The organism is Marinimicrobium sp. UBA4209 (genome assembly GCF_002381585.1).
Lineage (GTDB): Bacteria > Pseudomonadota > Gammaproteobacteria > Pseudomonadales > Cellvibrionaceae > Marinimicrobium > Marinimicrobium koreense.
Map to the genome: position 1 here is coordinate 469 of NZ_DFTP01000105.1, position 15,828 is coordinate 16,296.

Here is a 15,828-nt window from a genome sequence, read left to right on the forward strand (position 1 = left end):
TCATCGATGTTCAGATAGGCGATCAGCAAGCCTTCCAACAGGTGCAGGCGCTTCTGCACCTTGTCCAGGCGGAACTGCAGACGACGCCGGGTGGTGACCGTGCGGAAGCTGAGCCACTCGGACAGAATGACATCCAGGCTTTTCACGCCCGGACGACCATCGATGCCGATCATGTTCATATTGACCCGGTAGGTTTTCTCCAGGTCGGTACTGGCGAACAGATGCTGCATCAACTGCTCGGCATCCACCCGGTTGGAGCGCGGGGTGATCACCAGTCGGGTGGGGTTTTCGTGGTCTGACTCATCCCGCAGATCGGTGACCATGGGCAGCTTCTTGGCCTGCATCTGGGCCGCGATCTGCTCCAGAATCTTGGCACCGCTGACCTGATGAGGCAGCGCGGTAATGATGATATCGCCGCTGTCCTTTTCCCTGGTCCAGACACCGCGCATGCGCAGACTGCCCCGGCCGGTCTGGTACATCTTGATCAGGTCTTCCCGGGGCGTGATCAGCTCCGCCTCGGTGGGCATATCCGGGCCCTGAATAAACTGGCACAGTTCGTTCACATCCGCCTTGGGGTTATCGAGCAGATGAATACAGGCCTCGACCACCTCCCGCAGGTTATGGGGCGGGATATCCGTGGCCATCCCCACCGCAATGCCGGTGGTGCCATTGAGTAGCACATTGGGCACCCGTGCCGGCAGCACCTTGGGCTCATCCATGGTGCCGTCGAAATTCGGCTGCCAATCCACCGTACCCTGGCCCAACTCCTCCAGCAGCACCTCACTGTAGCGAGCCAGGCGCGACTCGGTGTAACGCATGGCGGCAAACGACTTGGGATCATCCGGCGACCCCCAGTTCCCCTGCCCGTCCACCAGGGTGTACCGGTACGAAAACGGCTGAGCCATCAACACCATGGATTCATAGGCGGCGGAATCACCGTGCGGGTGAAACTTACCGATCACATCGCCGACCGTACGGGCCGACTTCTTGAACTTCGCCGTCGCCTTCAGCCCCAGCTCGCTCATGGCATAGACAATACGGCGCTGAACCGGCTTGAGCCCGTCACCGATATTGGGCAGGGCGCGATCGAGAATGACGTACATGGAATAATCCAGATACGCCTTCTCGGTATAGTCTTTGAGGGGAATGCGCTCTTCAGCGTCGGGGGATACTACGACTTCGTTCATGCAAATTCCTGGTCGTTATCGTTAATACTGCAGCTTGATCTCGCCCTGCTCCGAGACCCGCATGGACGGCAACCACTGGCTGAAATCCAACTTGGCGTCGAAATTGTAACTGACCCGGTCACTGACCGCCCGCTGGCTGAAATGCTGGACCAACCGGGCAATGGACAACAGGTTGGCAGAGACCTCCACGGTCACCGGAGTCTCCTCATACGCCTTGAGGGTGGGCACCTGGCTGGAAACGCCACTCAAGACATCGATGTTTTCGATGCCGATGTTATAAGAGATCCCGCGCACGGACAAATCCCGCGCATTGGGATTGGTGATACCGAGATGAACCGCAATGCGCTGCTCCATACCCTGAGCCGGCAAAAGTTCAAGCCCCGTAACCTTGACCTGGGGCTCCTGAATACCGAAAGGAATCTGCGAGCAGGCGGCGAGCATCAAAGCTCCCACACCCAAAAATACACTTCGTAGCACGGTAGGGAGCCAGCTACGGCGCACGTAGGGGCGGTTTGGGGTGCATCTTCCCAAGACCGTAGAGCGCGGGATTCGCGGTTGCGAGCCTACATGGACGTATTCATGGCGTGTCTTGGGAAGATGCACCCCAAAGCGACCCGGACGAGATGCCTCAAAAGACTGGAAAAACCAACTTATCACCTGCTTCCACATGACTGAAAGTGCTCCTGATTAAAAGTTAAGTATCGGCTTTCAGACTACACCACCCCGTGGATTGCAGTGACGGCCCTTGAAGCTTTTGTGAGGTATATCACATGACGTCCGGGAGCGCTGTGGTGTAATCCCGCACAGACTGGCCCAAATGGACCATCCCCACAAGAATCAACCAAGCCAACAACACCGAGAGAGTCTATGCCCAAGCACCCGCTCAGCACCGACGAACTACTGGGCAGCCGGGAAATTCGTTTCATCGATCGCCAGGAAACCAACTACCCCAACCTCATGCGCCTGTGCCTGGACTTCGACTTCTGCGTCCTGCAATTGTTGCACAAAACCCCCGTGCCCACCGCCAATAAATCCTTCGTACTCGTCACCCGGGACTACCGGCTGACACCCACAGCCGCCATCAGCCCCGCCTTCGCCGAACTCGAACAACTCGAAACCTACGTCCACCTGCATCAGGTCGACATCCTCCACGACTACCTGTTCGGGTTCGTCGACGAAGACATCGCCACCAGCGCCAGAGGCGGAGAATAACCGCTCCCCCCCCCAACCAGTGACTGTCAGAATTACCGGCACTCCGTAGACGCTGGGCACCGGGTTCGCTATGCTCTCGGCTTTTGCCTGAGCGCCGTTGTTATGCGAACTCTGCTTCTGGCCGGTGGCGGCCTGACGCACGCCCTCTACCTGGCCAACGCCCGCCACCTGCTACCCGACGATGTGCGAGTGATACTGCTGTCACCAGAGCGGTTTGTTCCCTACTCGGGCATGCTGCCCGGGCTGATTGCCGGGCGCTTTCGCTTTCGGGACTGCCACATCGACCTGGGCCAGCTCTGCCGGGCCACACACACCGAATTACAGTTCGGCCGACTGGCCTCCCTGGACCTGACCCAACGCCAGGCACAACTCCACAATGGCGATGCCATTGGCTTTGACCTCCTGTCGGTCAACACCGGCCTGCAGGCCACCGATACCATCCCCGGGCTGGCCGAGCACGGCATGAGCACACGCCCAATCAGCGGGTTTTTGCCCCGCTGGCAGGAAACACTGGCGGACCTGTGTGCCCGGGATCGGAACAACCCGGCCAACCTGGCCGTCATCGGCGGAAACCTCGATGGTGTGGAAATGGCCCTGGCCGTTCGCCAGCGGCTGCTGCATGAAGACAACCTGAAGGCGTCGGTGAGCATCCACCTGGTCCACGGTGGCGGTAAGCTGCTGCCCGAGTTTCCCCTGGCCGCTCAGCTACGCGCCGCACAATTACTGCAGGAGCGGGAGATTCGAGTCCACCCCCTGTTTGATGTGGCACGCGTGGATGACCAACAGATCTACACCGATCGCCACCAGCACCTGCCCATGGACCGCGTGATTTGGTGTGTTTCCGGGCAACCGGGCGCCTGGGTCAAAACATCGGGCTTGGCGCTTACCGACCGGGGCCGGATTCAGGTCAATGCCCATCTGCAGGCGGTCAATCATCCGTTCGTGTTCGCCGCCGGCGCGGTCGCCAGTGTGGCTGGCGGGCCAGAGCCCGGAGCCGCAGCGAACCTGGCACTGCGGCAGGCGCCGGTGCTGGCCGCCAACCTGGCCCGCGCTCTGGCCAGTGAACCGCTCAGACGCTACAAGCCAGGTCGACGGACGCTGTCGATCATTACCACCAGTAATGATTACGCCCTGGCCCGTTACGGCAATCAGGTCTGGGGTGGCAAGTGGCTCGAACGCTGGAAATATCGGCGGGACCGGAAGGTCATGGCGAGTTTCCCCCGGGCCTGAAGGCCCGGAGTGGGGGCGGATCAGGTAGGCAGTCGCTACTCCATTTCCTGCTCAAATTCCTCGAGCAGGTCCATGGGCTCAATTTCTTCCCCTTCGAGGGACTCATCCCAGTTCACCCCGACCAGCAGTTCATCGTCGTGCATACCGGGCAGCCAGTCGTCCAGAAACTCTTCCAGATCGATCGGCACGGGTTTGTAGTCTGTCCACTCCTCCCGACAGTGCACCTGTGCCAGGGCCAGCTCGGACCACAGGGGCATCACATCGCTGTCATCATATTTCTCGGAAGGACAAAGCGCCCAGCCATCCGGGCCTTCGAGCCCGTAAACACAGCCGTGGTCCATCGCTTCGACAATAAAACGATCGAGGTTTTCAGCGGGGTCATCGCTCAGTGCGGTCATGATGGGCGTTTCCTTGGGCTTCTAACGACAGGGGTTACAATACCAGACAGCGGCCATTGGCCTTAAGCCAATCCCGCTGACGGGGGTAATCGGGGCACACTTGTCCGACCAGTTGCCAGAATGCCCGGCTATGGTTCATGTGACGCAGGTGACAGACTTCGTGAGCGACAAGATAGTCCACAACCGCCTCCGGGGCCAGAAGAATCTGCCAGTTGTACTGAATCTCACCCGAGCGGGTGCAGTGCCCCCACTTGGATCGGGTCACTCTCACCTTGACCCCGGAGTGGCTCAGCCCCATCCGACGAGTCAACGCATCGGTTTTCGCGCGCAATCGCTCCAGCCCCTGCTCCCGGTACCACCCCTGCACCAGCCGCCGGGCCTGCGCCTCGGGTTCAAGCCGACTGCGCCGAGAGCAACAGACCGCCAACCGGTCCCCCACCCGCTCCACCCGGCCACGACTTCCCATGGTCACCGAGAGCGTCAGTTGTTGCCCCATGAAAGGCAGGCGGGTGCCGGATACATAGCGATACTCCGGAATCCGGGCCAGCATCTGCTGCTGAGCGCGCACTTTGCGCGCGATCCAGTCGCTTTTCTGACGGACAAACCGGTCCAGATCCCGCTCCGCTATGCCGACCGGTGCGCGCACCAGCAACTGGGCATCGCGTACCTCCAGGCTGACCGTGCGGCGGCGCGAGGATCGTTTAATGGTATAGCGCACAGGCAGGGCTCGCTTTGCGTAACATCAAATTTTTATTCCCCCGGACCGGACAACTCACGGGAGAGAATCACCGCCGTCCGCAACCGGCTTCGGCCGAAACTGGTCATCCGCTCGAAATCGGCCCGCGCCAGCGGAAGGTATTGGCAATCCAGCGCGGTCTGCCCCTGGCCATCCGGATCCGGGTCGTGAACATAAATACACTCTTCGTCATAGCCACTCATGACGACCCAGTGGGGCGCTTTTTTGCTGTCCATCCGGTAGGTGCTGATCAGGATGATCGGCACCCCACCGCGATCAAACGCCGCGATCAGATCATCCTGACGAACCTCGCGATAGTGAACCGGAACGGCCCGCGCCTCAAGCGCGTGGCGATAATCCTCATGCACCAGCATCATGACCGGCTTTTTGGTCTCATCGCGCACCCCATCGAGAAACAGCGGCCCATCATGGTTGACCCAGACTTCCGCCCGGTAGCCCCGGGTGTCGGCGGCCAGCGCCATGCCCATGGGGTGGCAACCGCCGTGGCCCGAGGTCATGAAGATGGTCGTGGATTCACGCCACAGACGCAGCTCCTCGGTATCGGAAGGCTGGTAGTCCGGTTTCAGAGCGGCCATGGCCATCATCAGCGACGCCGGTCCGCAGGTAAAGCGGGTACTCTGGGCCAGCCAGGGAATGGCCCGATGATAAGCGGTATCGCCCACCACCCGGATCCGCTTCTGGTAACGCAGCGCATCGGTGTGGTCCTCGTAATAGTCCTGATACAGCCCGAACTGTTTGTACCCCAGGGTCTCGTAAAGGGCGATGGCGCTGGTGTTTTTACTGCTGACCTCCAGGCGCATATAAAACCGGCCACTGTCCCGCGCGCCGTCTTCCCCGGCGCCGATCAGGCGCCGCGCCAACCCCTGGCCCCGGTAGTCCGGATCCACCGCCAGCGAGTACATGCGCGCCAGGCGCGTCCCCCGGTGAAACAGAACCAGTATGTAGCCGGCCAGACGGTCGCCATCGCGCGCGACCAGAAGTACCCGCTGGTCGCCCTCCAGCCAGCGGCGAAAGCTGCGGCGGCTGAGGCGGTCGCTGGTAAAACAGCGTTGCTCCAGAGCGACGAGGGCGTCGAGATCATCGGGCCTTACGCTCTCAAGGGGGAGGGAGGACATGGATACCGCCTTCATCAGATTCACTTGCGATTGTTTCGAACGCTCAGGGCTATCCATTACTTGGGCTCAGGGCTGCTGATAATTCAATTCCCGGGTATGTACGTCGATGCGCCCGATGTGCACGGCGACCCGCTGCAGCCAGCGCACGACCTCCATCCGGGCGACGCCCTGCCTCAGCTCCAGTCGCCCCTGGGCAATGTCGTTCATGGTCTGCCGCCGGGTAGTTTGCTCGATTTGGGTGATTTGTGCGACTCGTTCCTGCACCTGATCGGCGGGAAGCGAACGTTTTCCCCAGAGCGACAGCACCAGCGGACTGAGGGCGGCCTTGGCCTCGGCCAGATCGTCCCCGTTGCGCAGCGCCACGGCCACGCTTTTATTGTCGCAACGCTCCAGCAGACGCTGCAGATGCTCGACGATCTGAATCGCAGCCAGTAGCCGCTCCCACTGACTGCCCGAGGTCTCTTCCAGGTGAATGGCATCCAGATATTCCTGCACGTCGGACAGCTCTCGGGCAAGATCCACCAGGGGGACCGAGCGACCAGACTCTCCGAGAATGTATTCCAGTTGCTCCGCCACCCGCTCAAACTGGGAGATCATGACCTTCTGCACCGCGGTCAGTGCCAGTTCGGGGTACTTGAGCAGCCCCCGGTCCAGAATCTGCTGATAGCCGAAAGGCTTGTCCGGGAACAGACGCTCGATCATGTGAGCAAACTGTCCCGCAAACGGCACCACCAGCAACACGCCCAACAAATTGAACGCGGAGTGGAAACCCACCAGCGCAAACTCCTCGTGAACCACAAATGCCTCGGGCGCCACAAACTGCCAGGCGGCAATGTAGGGCACAATCAGAAACAGCGCCAGCGAACTGACGCCGGTGTTGTACAGCACATGGGAAAAACCGGTGCGTCGCACCGACACGTTGCCACCGATGGTGGCCGCTGCCGCCGTGAAGCTGGTGCCGATGTTCATTCCCACCACCAGCGATGCGGCCTGCTCAAAGGCGATGGTATCCGTGTGCAGTGCCGTCAGTGCCGCCACCACACCTGCACTGGACGATTGCGTCACAATGGTGAACAGAACACCAATGACCACCAGTTGAAACTTGCCCCACAGATCGTCCGCCGGGAACTGACTGAAGTCCATCTGCTCCCGCAGGCCTTCGAGCCCGCCCTGAAGCGTATCAATACCGATGAAAATCAGACCAAAGCCGGCCAGCGCATACCCCAGCCCGCCCAGAGACCGGCGCCCAAACAGCTTGAGCATGGCCCCGGCAAACACGAACAGGGCGGCCAGCAGGGACAGCTTGAGCTTGAAGCCGATCAGGGCCACGATCCAGCCCGTGACCGTGGTCCCCAGAGCCGAACCGAAAATGATGCCCAGCGCCTGGGAAAAACCGATCAGGCCGGCCCCAACAAAACCGACGGTAGCCACAATGGTGGCGCTGGAGGATTGCAGCACGGCGGTGCCAACCAGCCCCGTCAGGACCCCGCTGACCGGGCTGCGGGTAAAGCGCATCAACACCCGGCGAATGGCGTCTCCAGCCATGGCCTTCAGGCCCTCGGTCATGAGCGTCATTCCCAGCAGGAACAAGCCCAGGCCACCCAACACTTCCACCAGCACCCGAATTAATACCATGATGACCCGTCGTTCGACTCCCGCCAGCCTGCCAGAGGGATATTTGCTATGATGGCGCCTCCGGAAACCGACCCTGCAGGCCCCCTGACACCATGAATGAAAAACTGTTTGCCGCCCTTCAGTATATCACCCCCCAGCACGGGCTCTCCCGGGCGGCGGGTTGGCTGGCCAACCAGCGTACGGACTGGATCAAAAATCACTTTATCGAATGGTTCATCCAACGCTACGGCGTGGACATGAGCGAAGCGCTTGAAGAAAACCCCCGCGCCTACGCCCACTTCAATGACTTTTTTACCCGGGCGCTCAAACCCGATGCGCGCCCGCTGGACGCCTCAGCGGACAGCATCGTCTGCCCCGCTGACGGGGCCATCAGTCAGCTCGGCGCCATTGAGGACGGGCGGATTTTCCAGGCTAAAGGCCAGCTCTACACCACCCGGGAGCTGCTCGGTGGCAGCGAGGCGTTGGCCGCCGAATTCGACCAGGGACAGTTTGCCACCATCTATCTGTCACCCAAGGATTATCATCGCGTTCACATGCCCTTTGACGGCCAACTGCGAGCCACCGTGGCGATACCCGGCGACCTTTTCTCGGTAAATACCGCCACCGCCAACCAGGTGCCGCGACTGTTTTCACGCAATGAGCGGTTGGTGGCAATTTTCGATACCGACATCGGCCCCATGGCGGTCGTATTGGTCGGCGCCATGATCGTCGCGGGTATCGAAACCGTGTGGGGCGGCGAGGTAGCGCCGATCAAGCGGACGATTCAGACCCGGGACTTCCGACCCCGCGCGCCCATCACCTTGAATAAGGGGGAAGAAATGGGCCGCTTCAAGCTAGGCTCCACCGCAATCGTGTTGTTTGGCAAGGACCGGGTGCGCTGGGATGAGGCTTACCAGGCCGGCAGAGGAACGCGGATGGGGGAACGGCTGGGCGTCAGGCTGTAAGGGCAACTACGCATTGCCCTGCGGCGGCCTAGGGCGTGAGCTTGTCGAGCAGTGACATCAGACCGGACTTCTCTTTTTTGAGGATATAGTTGTCGCGTATTGCGGCGATGTCTACCTCGTAAGAGCCGGGTTCCAGGTCTCGGGCAATTTCAATTTTTTCCACTTCCGCCGCCGTTTTTTTGCCCGAATCGATCAGTGCCTGCTTGCGCTTATCGTCCTCGGCCAGATCAATCAGTTGCGGATCCATGGGAGACTTGACGGCATCCAACACCAACATGATCTTGGGCTTGAGGCGCCGCTCAAAATTCTGCTCCACCACCACACCCACCTCGCCGGAACTCAACTCGACCAGGGTGCCGGTGGGATAAAGGCCAATGGCGCGAATGAACTCCACCACCAGCTCTTCCTGAAATTGGGTATTGCGCAGTTCGTATAACTTGCTGACGGCCTTGGAGGGCGCAATGGGCTGACTGGCACCCCGCGGATTGGTGGTATTGTCATAGAAGGTGACGATCCCGGCGATCTTACCCAGCAAGGGAATCTTGTCGCCCTGCAGGTGCAACGGAAAACCACTGCCGTTCAATCGTTCGCAGTGGGTTTTCACCACGCTGATCACCCTCGGTTCTACTCCCGGGGTTTTGCGCAAAATCTCAACGCCCTGCTCCACAAAGGTTTCATACAGGCGCTCTTCATCGGAGGAGCGGGATACTTTGGTCAGCAGCCCCTGATCGAGCTTGACCTTGCCCACATCCTTGAGCAGAACGCCCATGGCAAGCACGTCCAGGTCCCGCTTGGGCAGGCCGATATGACGCCCGAACAGGATGGCCCAGACCGAGCACCGGATGGCGTGACTGTAGGTATATTCGTCTTTCTCCTGCACGCGGGACAGCCAAGTGAAGGCATCCGGATTGCGCAGCACGCTGTCCACCATATCGCTGGCCAACCGCTTGGTCTCGACAATCGGTACCCGATGCAGCTCATTGTTACCCAGGTAATCGAGCACCTCGCCCACGGCATGGTAGACATTCTGATGCAGCTGGCGGGCACGTTTGATTTCTTTTTTGAGCGGTTGGACCGGCGGGTACTGATTGCGCTGTATGCGCAGGGGGGCCACTTTGACGTTGGCCGGGGTATGGACGTTCTCCCGGGCGCTGATCCGGCTGCGCAAGCTCTCCTGAGGCAGTGTCTGTAAATTGGAGGAGACTGGTGGGCGACCTTTGACGACGTCGATGTAGACGTGTTTGCACAGGCTTTTCAGCTGTTTGATTTCGTCCAGGTCACGGACATAGAAGCCTTGCAGCGGGAATGGAGTCTGAGTCCACGGACGGTCGAGTCCGGAGACATACATGCCAACAGTGACTTCGTTGACGTCGACTTTGACTTGCTTGATTCCCACGCGTTGTCCTCTCTGCCGGCGGTGCGGCAAAAATCCGTCTATGGCGCCAGTTTAGACAAAAAACGGGCCGGAGGATACGGATAGTGGGGCATGCAACGGACGTCGTCAAGCCTGTCGGAGGGCTATACAGTAGTGGTGAGAAGCGGATCACAGGGTTCGGTTACAGGATATGCGATCAGTTCAAATCACGTCCGGGCCGAGAAGGGGAAGCCCTTTCAAGACACGCCGTAAACCCGGTCCCTACGCGCTCCCGGCGCTTCGGGACACTTCCCACATCCATGTGGGTCGTCCACGGGGGCTCGACGCGCGGAGTCCCTCCGCTTACGGTCTTGAAAGGGCTTCCCCTTCCCGTCCCTCTGTGCCACCCAAAAACTTTTTACTTACTGACCGTGGTACTCGGCCGACAGCTCGTGGACCGCGCGGATAAAGGCGCCGGCGTGTTCCGGGTCGACTTCCGGGGTGATGCCGTGGCCCAGGTTGAAGACGTGGCCTGAGCCTTTACCGTAAGAGGCCAGAATCTGACCGACTTCCTCGCGAATCCGCTCGGGGCTGGCGTAGAGAATGGTCGGGTCCATATTGCCCTGTAGCGCGACCCGGTCACCGACCCGGGCGCGGGCGCGGCCGATGTCGGTGGTCCAGTCCAGACCCAGCGCATCGGCGCCGGTGTCGGCCATGGCCTCCAGCCACTGGCCGCCGCCTTTGGTGAACAGAATCACCGGTACTTTGCGGCCGTCGTGCTGACGGATCAGGCCTTTGACAATCTGCTCCAGGTAGCGCAGGGAGAATTCCCGGTAGGCATTGTGGGACAGGGCGCCGCCCCAGGTATCGAAAATCTGCACCGCCTGGGCGCCCGCCAGAATCTGGCCGTTCAGGTAGCGGATAACGGACTGGGCCAGGGTGTCGAGCAGGTGATGCATCAGCTCGGGCCGGTCGTACATCATCTGCTTGGCGCGGCGAAAATCCCGGCTGGAGCCACCTTCAATCATGTAGGTGGCCAGGGTCCAGGGGCTACCGGAAAAACCGATCAGGGGCACCCGACCGCCCAGCTCGCGGCGAATGGTTTTCACCGCATCGAGGACGTAGGGCAGATCCGCTTCTGGATTGACCACATCCAGTGCCATGATATCGGCTTCAGTACGCACCGGCTTTTCAAACTTGGGGCCTTCACCGGGCTCAAAGTACAAGCCCAACCCCATTGCATCAGGGATAGTGAGAATGTCCGAGAACAGAATGGCCGCATCCAGCGGGTAGCGCTCCAGGGGTTGCAGCGTCACCTCACAGGCCATGTCCGGGTTGCCGCACAAACCCATGAAGTTGCCGGCCCGCTCGCGGCTGGCCCGATATTCCGGTAGGTAGCGACCGGCCTGACGCATCATCCACACCGGAGTGACGTCCACCGGTTCGTGGGCCAGGGCGCGCAGGAAGCGGTCGTTTTTCAGCTCGGTCATAGTAATGGTCCGGTACAGTCGGAGAACGGGGGAGGGGAGCGGCGGATACGGAGGTGTCGTAGGGCGGATCGGTCCGACGCCTCGGAGTGCGAAGCACGCATCCGCCGTCACCCAAGTTCTTACACTTCGAGGTAGTCCATGATCCCTTCGGCCGCTTCGCGCCCTTCCCAGATGGCGGTCACCACGAGGTCGGAACCGCGCACCATGTCGCCACCGGCGAACACCTTCGGGTTGGAGGTCTGGAACTTGTACTGCTGGGTTTCCGGCGCTTCCACACCACCCCAGTCGGATACCTTGATGCCGTGCTCGTCAAACCAGGGCGCGGGACTCGGACGGAAACCGAAGGCAATCAGCACCACATCAGCCGGCAAGACTTCTTCACTGCCCGGAATCGGTTCGGGACGGCGACGGCCATTTTCATCGGGCTCACCCAATTCGGTGGTCACCACTTTCACGCCTTCGACCTTATCTTCACCGACAATGGCCACAGGCTGACGGTTGAAAAGGAACTGTACGCCCTCTTCTTTGGCGTTGGCCACTTCGCGGCGCGAGCCGGGCATGTTCTCTTCGTCACGGCGGTAAGCACAGGTCACGCTCTCGGCGCCCTGGCGAATGGAGGTGCGGTTACAGTCCATGGCGGTATCACCACCGCCGAGCACCACCACGCGCTTGCCTTTCACGCTGATGAACTCGCTCGGGTCTTTTTCAAACCCCAGGTTGCGATTGACGTTGGCCACCAGGAACGGCAGAGCGTCGTGTACGCCGGGCAGGTCTTCACCGGGGAAGCCACCTTTCATGTAGGTGTAGGTACCCATGCCCATAAACACCGCATCGTACTCCTTGAGAATTTCGTCCATGGTGATGTCGGTGCCGACTTCGGTATTCAGACGGAATTCCATACCCATTTCGGTGAAGATTTCACGCCGACGGGTCAGGACGTTTTTCTCGAGCTTGAATTCGGGAATACCGAAGGTCAACAGGCCGCCGATTTCCGGGTAACGATCAAAGACCACCGGTTTGACGCCATTGCGCACCAACACGTCGGCGCAACCCAGACCGGCCGGGCCGGCGCCGATGATGGCGACTTTCTTGTCGGTCCAGGTGACCTTGGACATGTCTGGCTTCCAACCCATGGCGAAAGCGGTGTCGGTGATGTACTTCTCGGCATTACCAATGGTCACGGCACCGAAGCCGTCGTTCAGGGTACAGGCGCCTTCACACAGGCGATCCTGGGGGCAGACACGACCACAGACTTCCGGCAGGGAGTTGGTCTGATGACTCAGCTCGGCCGCTTCAAAGATGTTGCCTTCGGAAATCAGCTTCAACCAGTTGGGAATGAAGTTGTGCACGGGGCACTTCCATTCACAGTAGGGATTGCCGCAGGAAAGACAGCGATGCGATTGACTGGCTGCCTGGTCCTGGTCAAACGGTTCGTAAATTTCCACAAACTCGTGCTGGCGCACTTCCATGTCTTTTTTGGCGGGGTCCTGACGGCCCACATCAATAAACTGGAAGTTGTTGTTTAAACGTCCGGCCATAATCACTGCCTCAGCTAATCGGTGTGAGCCCGCGCCGCACTGGCGAACGGGCTCTGTATCGTTCTAGTGTCCTGTGCGCCCGAAGGCGCACCGGCGGGTTATTCGCCGCGTTTTTCCATGTCGTTGAGCAAGCCGCTCAGGCTCGCCGCCTTGGGCTTGACCAGCCAGAATTTACCGACGTAATCATCGAAGTTGTCCAGCAGGTTCTGGCCCCACTCGCTTTCGGTCTCTTCGGTAAATTCCGTGATGACCCGACGCAGGTAGTTGCGGTGCGCTTCCAGCGATTCGCCATCCACCCGGTGAATGTCCACCAGTTCGTGGTTGTAGCGATCCACAAAGCTGTTGTCCTCATCCAACACGAACGCAAAGCCGCCAGTCATACCCGCACCGAAGTTCACCCCGGTGCGACCGAGTACGGTCACCACGCCACCGGTCATGTACTCACAGCAGTGGTCACCGGCACCTTCCACGACGACGTGAGCACCGGAGTTACGAACGCCGCAGCGCTCGCCCGCCTGACCGGCCGCGAACACCTTACCGCCGGTCGCGCCGTACAGACAGGTGTTACCCATGATGCTGGTGTCCTGGGACTTGAAGCCGGAGTTGCGCGGTGGGCGCAGCACCAGTTTGCCGCCGGCCATGCCTTTGCCCACGTAGTCGTTGGCATCGCCTTCCAGGTAAATATACAGGCCACCGGCGTTCCACACACCCAGACTCTGACCGGCCACACCGGTGAGTTTTAGCGTAATGGGCTTATCCGCCATGCCCTGGTTGCCGTGGCGCTTGGCAATTTCACCGCTGATGCGCGCGCCGATAGAGCGGTCGCAGTTGGTCACGGTAAAGGCGTATTCACCGCCGGATTTGCTCTCAATGGCCGGCAGCACTTCCTTGACCATCGCCTCGGCCAGCTCGCCCTTGTCGAACGGTTCGTTACGATCCACCGCGCACAGCTGCGGCTTGGTTTCCAGGAACTTGTCGGTGTAAGTGATGCGGCTCAGGTCCAGACGCTTCTGCTTGCTGGTCTGGCCTTCGATCGCTTCGAGCAGGTCGACGCGACCGACCAGATCACCCAGACTGCGCAGTCCCAGTCGGGCCAACCACTCACGGGTTTCCTCGGCAATAAACTTGAAGAAGTTCATCGCCATTTCAACGGTGCCGATGTAGTGGTTTTCACGCAGGTCGTCGCGCTGGGTGGCCACACCGGTGGCGCAGTTGTTCAGGTGACAGATCCGCAGGTACTTACAGCCCATGGCCACCATCGGGCCAGTACCGAAGCCGAAGCTCTCGGCGCCGAGCATGGCCGCCTTGATCACATCCAGGCCGGTTTTCAGGCCGCCGTCGGTCTGCACCCGGACCTTGTCGCGCAGATCGTTGGCGCGCAGGGTCTGGTGGGTTTCACTCAGGCCCAGCTCCCAGGGAGAGCCCGCATAGCGGATGGAGGTCAGCGGGCTGGCCGCGGTACCGCCGTCGTAGCCGGAAATGGTGATCAGGTCCGCGTAGGCCTTGGCCACACCGGCGGCAATAGTGCCGACGCCGGGACGAGACACCAGCTTGACCGACACCTGGGCGTCCGGGTTGACCTGCTTGAGGTCAAAGATCAGCTGCGCCAGATCCTCGATGGAGTAAATGTCGTGGTGCGGCGGCGGTGAAATCAGGGTCACACCGGGCACCGAATAGCGCAGCCGGGCGATCAGATCATTGACCTTGCCACCGGGCAACTGGCCACCCTCCCCGGGCTTGGCGCCCTGGGCAACCTTGATCTGCAGCACTTCGGCATTGACCAGGTAGTGCGGGGTCACACCAAAGCGGCCCGAGGCGATTTGCTTGATTTTGGAGACCTTATCGGTGCCAAAACGGGCCGGATCTTCACCACCCTCGCCGCTGTTGGAGCGGCCACCGAGACGGTTCATGGCCTGCGCCAGACACTCGTGCGCTTCCGGCGACAAGGCCCCGAGGGACATACCGGCGGAGTCAAAGCGCTTGATGATGGCCTCGATCGGCTCCACTTCGCTCAGTGGAATGGCCTGAGCACTGTCTTCTTTGACTTTCAGCAGGTCGCGCAGCGTCGCCACCGGGCGCTCATTGACCAGGCTGGAGTAATCGCGCCACAGGCTGTACTCACCGGTCTGCACGGCACGCTGCAGGGTCTGGATCACGTCCGGGTTGAAAGCGTGGTATTCCTGACCGTGAACGTATTTGAGAATGCCGCCCTGCACCAGGGGCTTACGCGCCAACCAGGCGGTACTGGCGATGATCTTCTGGTCTTCTTCCAGATCCGGGAAGCCGGCGCCCTGAATGCGGGACTGAGTACCTTCAAAGCAGGTGTCCACCACTTCATCGGCCAGACCGACTGCCTCAAACAACTGCGCACCGCGGTAGGAGGTGATGGTGGAGATGCCCATTTTGGACAGAATCTTCAGCAGGCCCTTGTCGACGCCCTTGCGATACCCCTTGTACGCCTGATCGGTATCCAGCTGCAGTTCGCCGGTTTCCATCAGGTTGTTGAGCACGTAGTAGCTCAGGTACGGGTAAACCGCCGTCGCGCCGTAGCCGATCAGTGTTGCGATCTGGTGGGAGTCGCGGGCCGTGCCGGTTTCCACAATGATGTTAGCGTCACAGCGCAGCCCCACCTTGGTCAGGTGGTGGTGCACCGCGCCGGTGGCCAGCAGGGCGTGGATCGGCAGCTGGCCTTTTTCCAGATGGTTGTCGCTCAGTACCAACAGCACCTTGCCCGCCTTCACCTGCTCGGCGGCGTCATCGCACAGCTTGGCGATGGCCTGCTTGAGGTTGTACTGGGCCGGATCGTAATTGAGCGACAGAACGGTCGCCTCATACCCCGGACGGGGAATATCCATCAGGGCACGGAACTTCGCCGGTGACAGCACCGGTGAGCGCAGAATCACCCGATCGGCGTGCTCTTCGGGCTCTTCGTAGACCGACAGTTCGCGTCCCAGACAGGTTTGCAGGG

The 15,828-nt window shown here is 60.5% G+C and carries 13 protein-coding genes; 3 read left to right on the forward strand and 10 right to left on the reverse strand.

What is annotated here, in order from left to right:
* Both parC and B3187_RS15445 read right to left on the reverse strand, forming a co-directional pair.
* Positions 1-1,187 (reverse strand): DNA topoisomerase IV subunit A (gene parC / locus B3187_RS15440; protein ID WP_286807355.1); only part of this gene is annotated, 1,187 nt, incomplete at its 3' end.
* A gap of 21 nt (positions 1,188-1,208) precedes the next feature.
* Positions 1,209-1,628 (reverse strand): LEA type 2 family protein, encoded by a 420-nt coding sequence (locus B3187_RS15445; RefSeq protein WP_246004376.1) that lies wholly within the window; start codon positions 1,626-1,628, stop codon positions 1,209-1,211.
* Between the two features lie 426 nt (positions 1,629-2,054).
* Here B3187_RS15445 and B3187_RS15450 point away from each other — a divergent pair, with 426 nt between their 5' ends.
* Both B3187_RS15450 and B3187_RS15455 read left to right on the forward strand, forming a co-directional pair.
* On the forward strand, positions 2,055-2,399 hold the full coding sequence (locus tag B3187_RS15450; protein ID WP_286807356.1) for a hypothetical protein: 345 nt from the start codon (positions 2,055-2,057) through the stop codon (positions 2,397-2,399).
* Positions 2,400-2,501: 102 nt separating this feature from the next.
* On the forward strand, positions 2,502-3,629 hold the full coding sequence (locus B3187_RS15455) for an FAD-dependent oxidoreductase (RefSeq protein ID WP_286807357.1): 1,128 nt from the start codon (positions 2,502-2,504) through the stop codon (positions 3,627-3,629).
* Positions 3,630-3,664: 35 nt separating this feature from the next.
* Here the strand turns inward: B3187_RS15455 and B3187_RS15460 are convergent, their stop codons facing one another.
* The 4 genes from B3187_RS15460 to B3187_RS15475 all read right to left on the reverse strand — a co-directional run bounded on the left by B3187_RS15460 (position 3,665) and on the right by B3187_RS15475 (position 7,534).
* On the reverse strand, positions 3,665-4,027 hold the full coding sequence (locus tag B3187_RS15460) for a DUF2750 domain-containing protein (protein ID WP_024461334.1): 363 nt from the start codon (positions 4,025-4,027) through the stop codon (positions 3,665-3,667).
* A 34-nt stretch (positions 4,028-4,061) separates the two neighbouring features.
* Complete coding sequence (locus tag B3187_RS15465) at positions 4,062-4,745, reverse strand: M48 family metallopeptidase (protein ID WP_286807359.1); 684 nt, start codon at positions 4,743-4,745, stop codon at positions 4,062-4,064.
* A 32-nt stretch (positions 4,746-4,777) separates the two neighbouring features.
* The gene (locus B3187_RS15470) at positions 4,778-5,899 is read right to left on the reverse strand and encodes a peptidase C39 family protein (protein WP_286807360.1); all 1,122 of its coding nucleotides are present in this window, start codon (positions 5,897-5,899) and stop codon (positions 4,778-4,780) included.
* A 66-nt stretch (positions 5,900-5,965) separates the two neighbouring features.
* Entirely contained in the window at positions 5,966-7,534 is a 1,569-nt protein-coding gene (locus B3187_RS15475; protein WP_286807361.1) for a Na/Pi cotransporter family protein, read from the reverse strand.
* A gap of 92 nt (positions 7,535-7,626) precedes the next feature.
* Here B3187_RS15475 and asd point away from each other — a divergent pair, with 92 nt between their 5' ends.
* Entirely contained in the window at positions 7,627-8,478 is an 852-nt protein-coding gene (asd, locus tag B3187_RS15480; protein ID WP_286807362.1) for an archaetidylserine decarboxylase, read from the forward strand.
* Positions 8,479-8,506: 28 nt separating this feature from the next.
* Here the strand turns inward: asd and B3187_RS15485 are convergent, their stop codons facing one another.
* The 4 genes from B3187_RS15485 to gltB all read right to left on the reverse strand — a co-directional run.
* Complete coding sequence (locus tag B3187_RS15485; RefSeq protein ID WP_123638358.1) at positions 8,507-9,874, reverse strand: HD-GYP domain-containing protein; 1,368 nt, start codon at positions 9,872-9,874, stop codon at positions 8,507-8,509.
* Positions 9,875-10,254: 380 nt separating this feature from the next.
* On the reverse strand, positions 10,255-11,322 hold the full coding sequence (gene hemE / locus B3187_RS15490; RefSeq protein WP_123638359.1) for a uroporphyrinogen decarboxylase: 1,068 nt from the start codon (positions 11,320-11,322) through the stop codon (positions 10,255-10,257).
* A gap of 119 nt (positions 11,323-11,441) precedes the next feature.
* Positions 11,442-12,860 (reverse strand): FAD-dependent oxidoreductase, encoded by a 1,419-nt coding sequence (locus B3187_RS15495; protein WP_286807363.1) that lies wholly within the window; start codon positions 12,858-12,860, stop codon positions 11,442-11,444.
* A gap of 98 nt (positions 12,861-12,958) precedes the next feature.
* The coding region (gene gltB, locus B3187_RS15500; protein ID WP_286807364.1) for a glutamate synthase large subunit at positions 12,959-15,828 on the reverse strand (2,870 nt) is incomplete at its 5' end.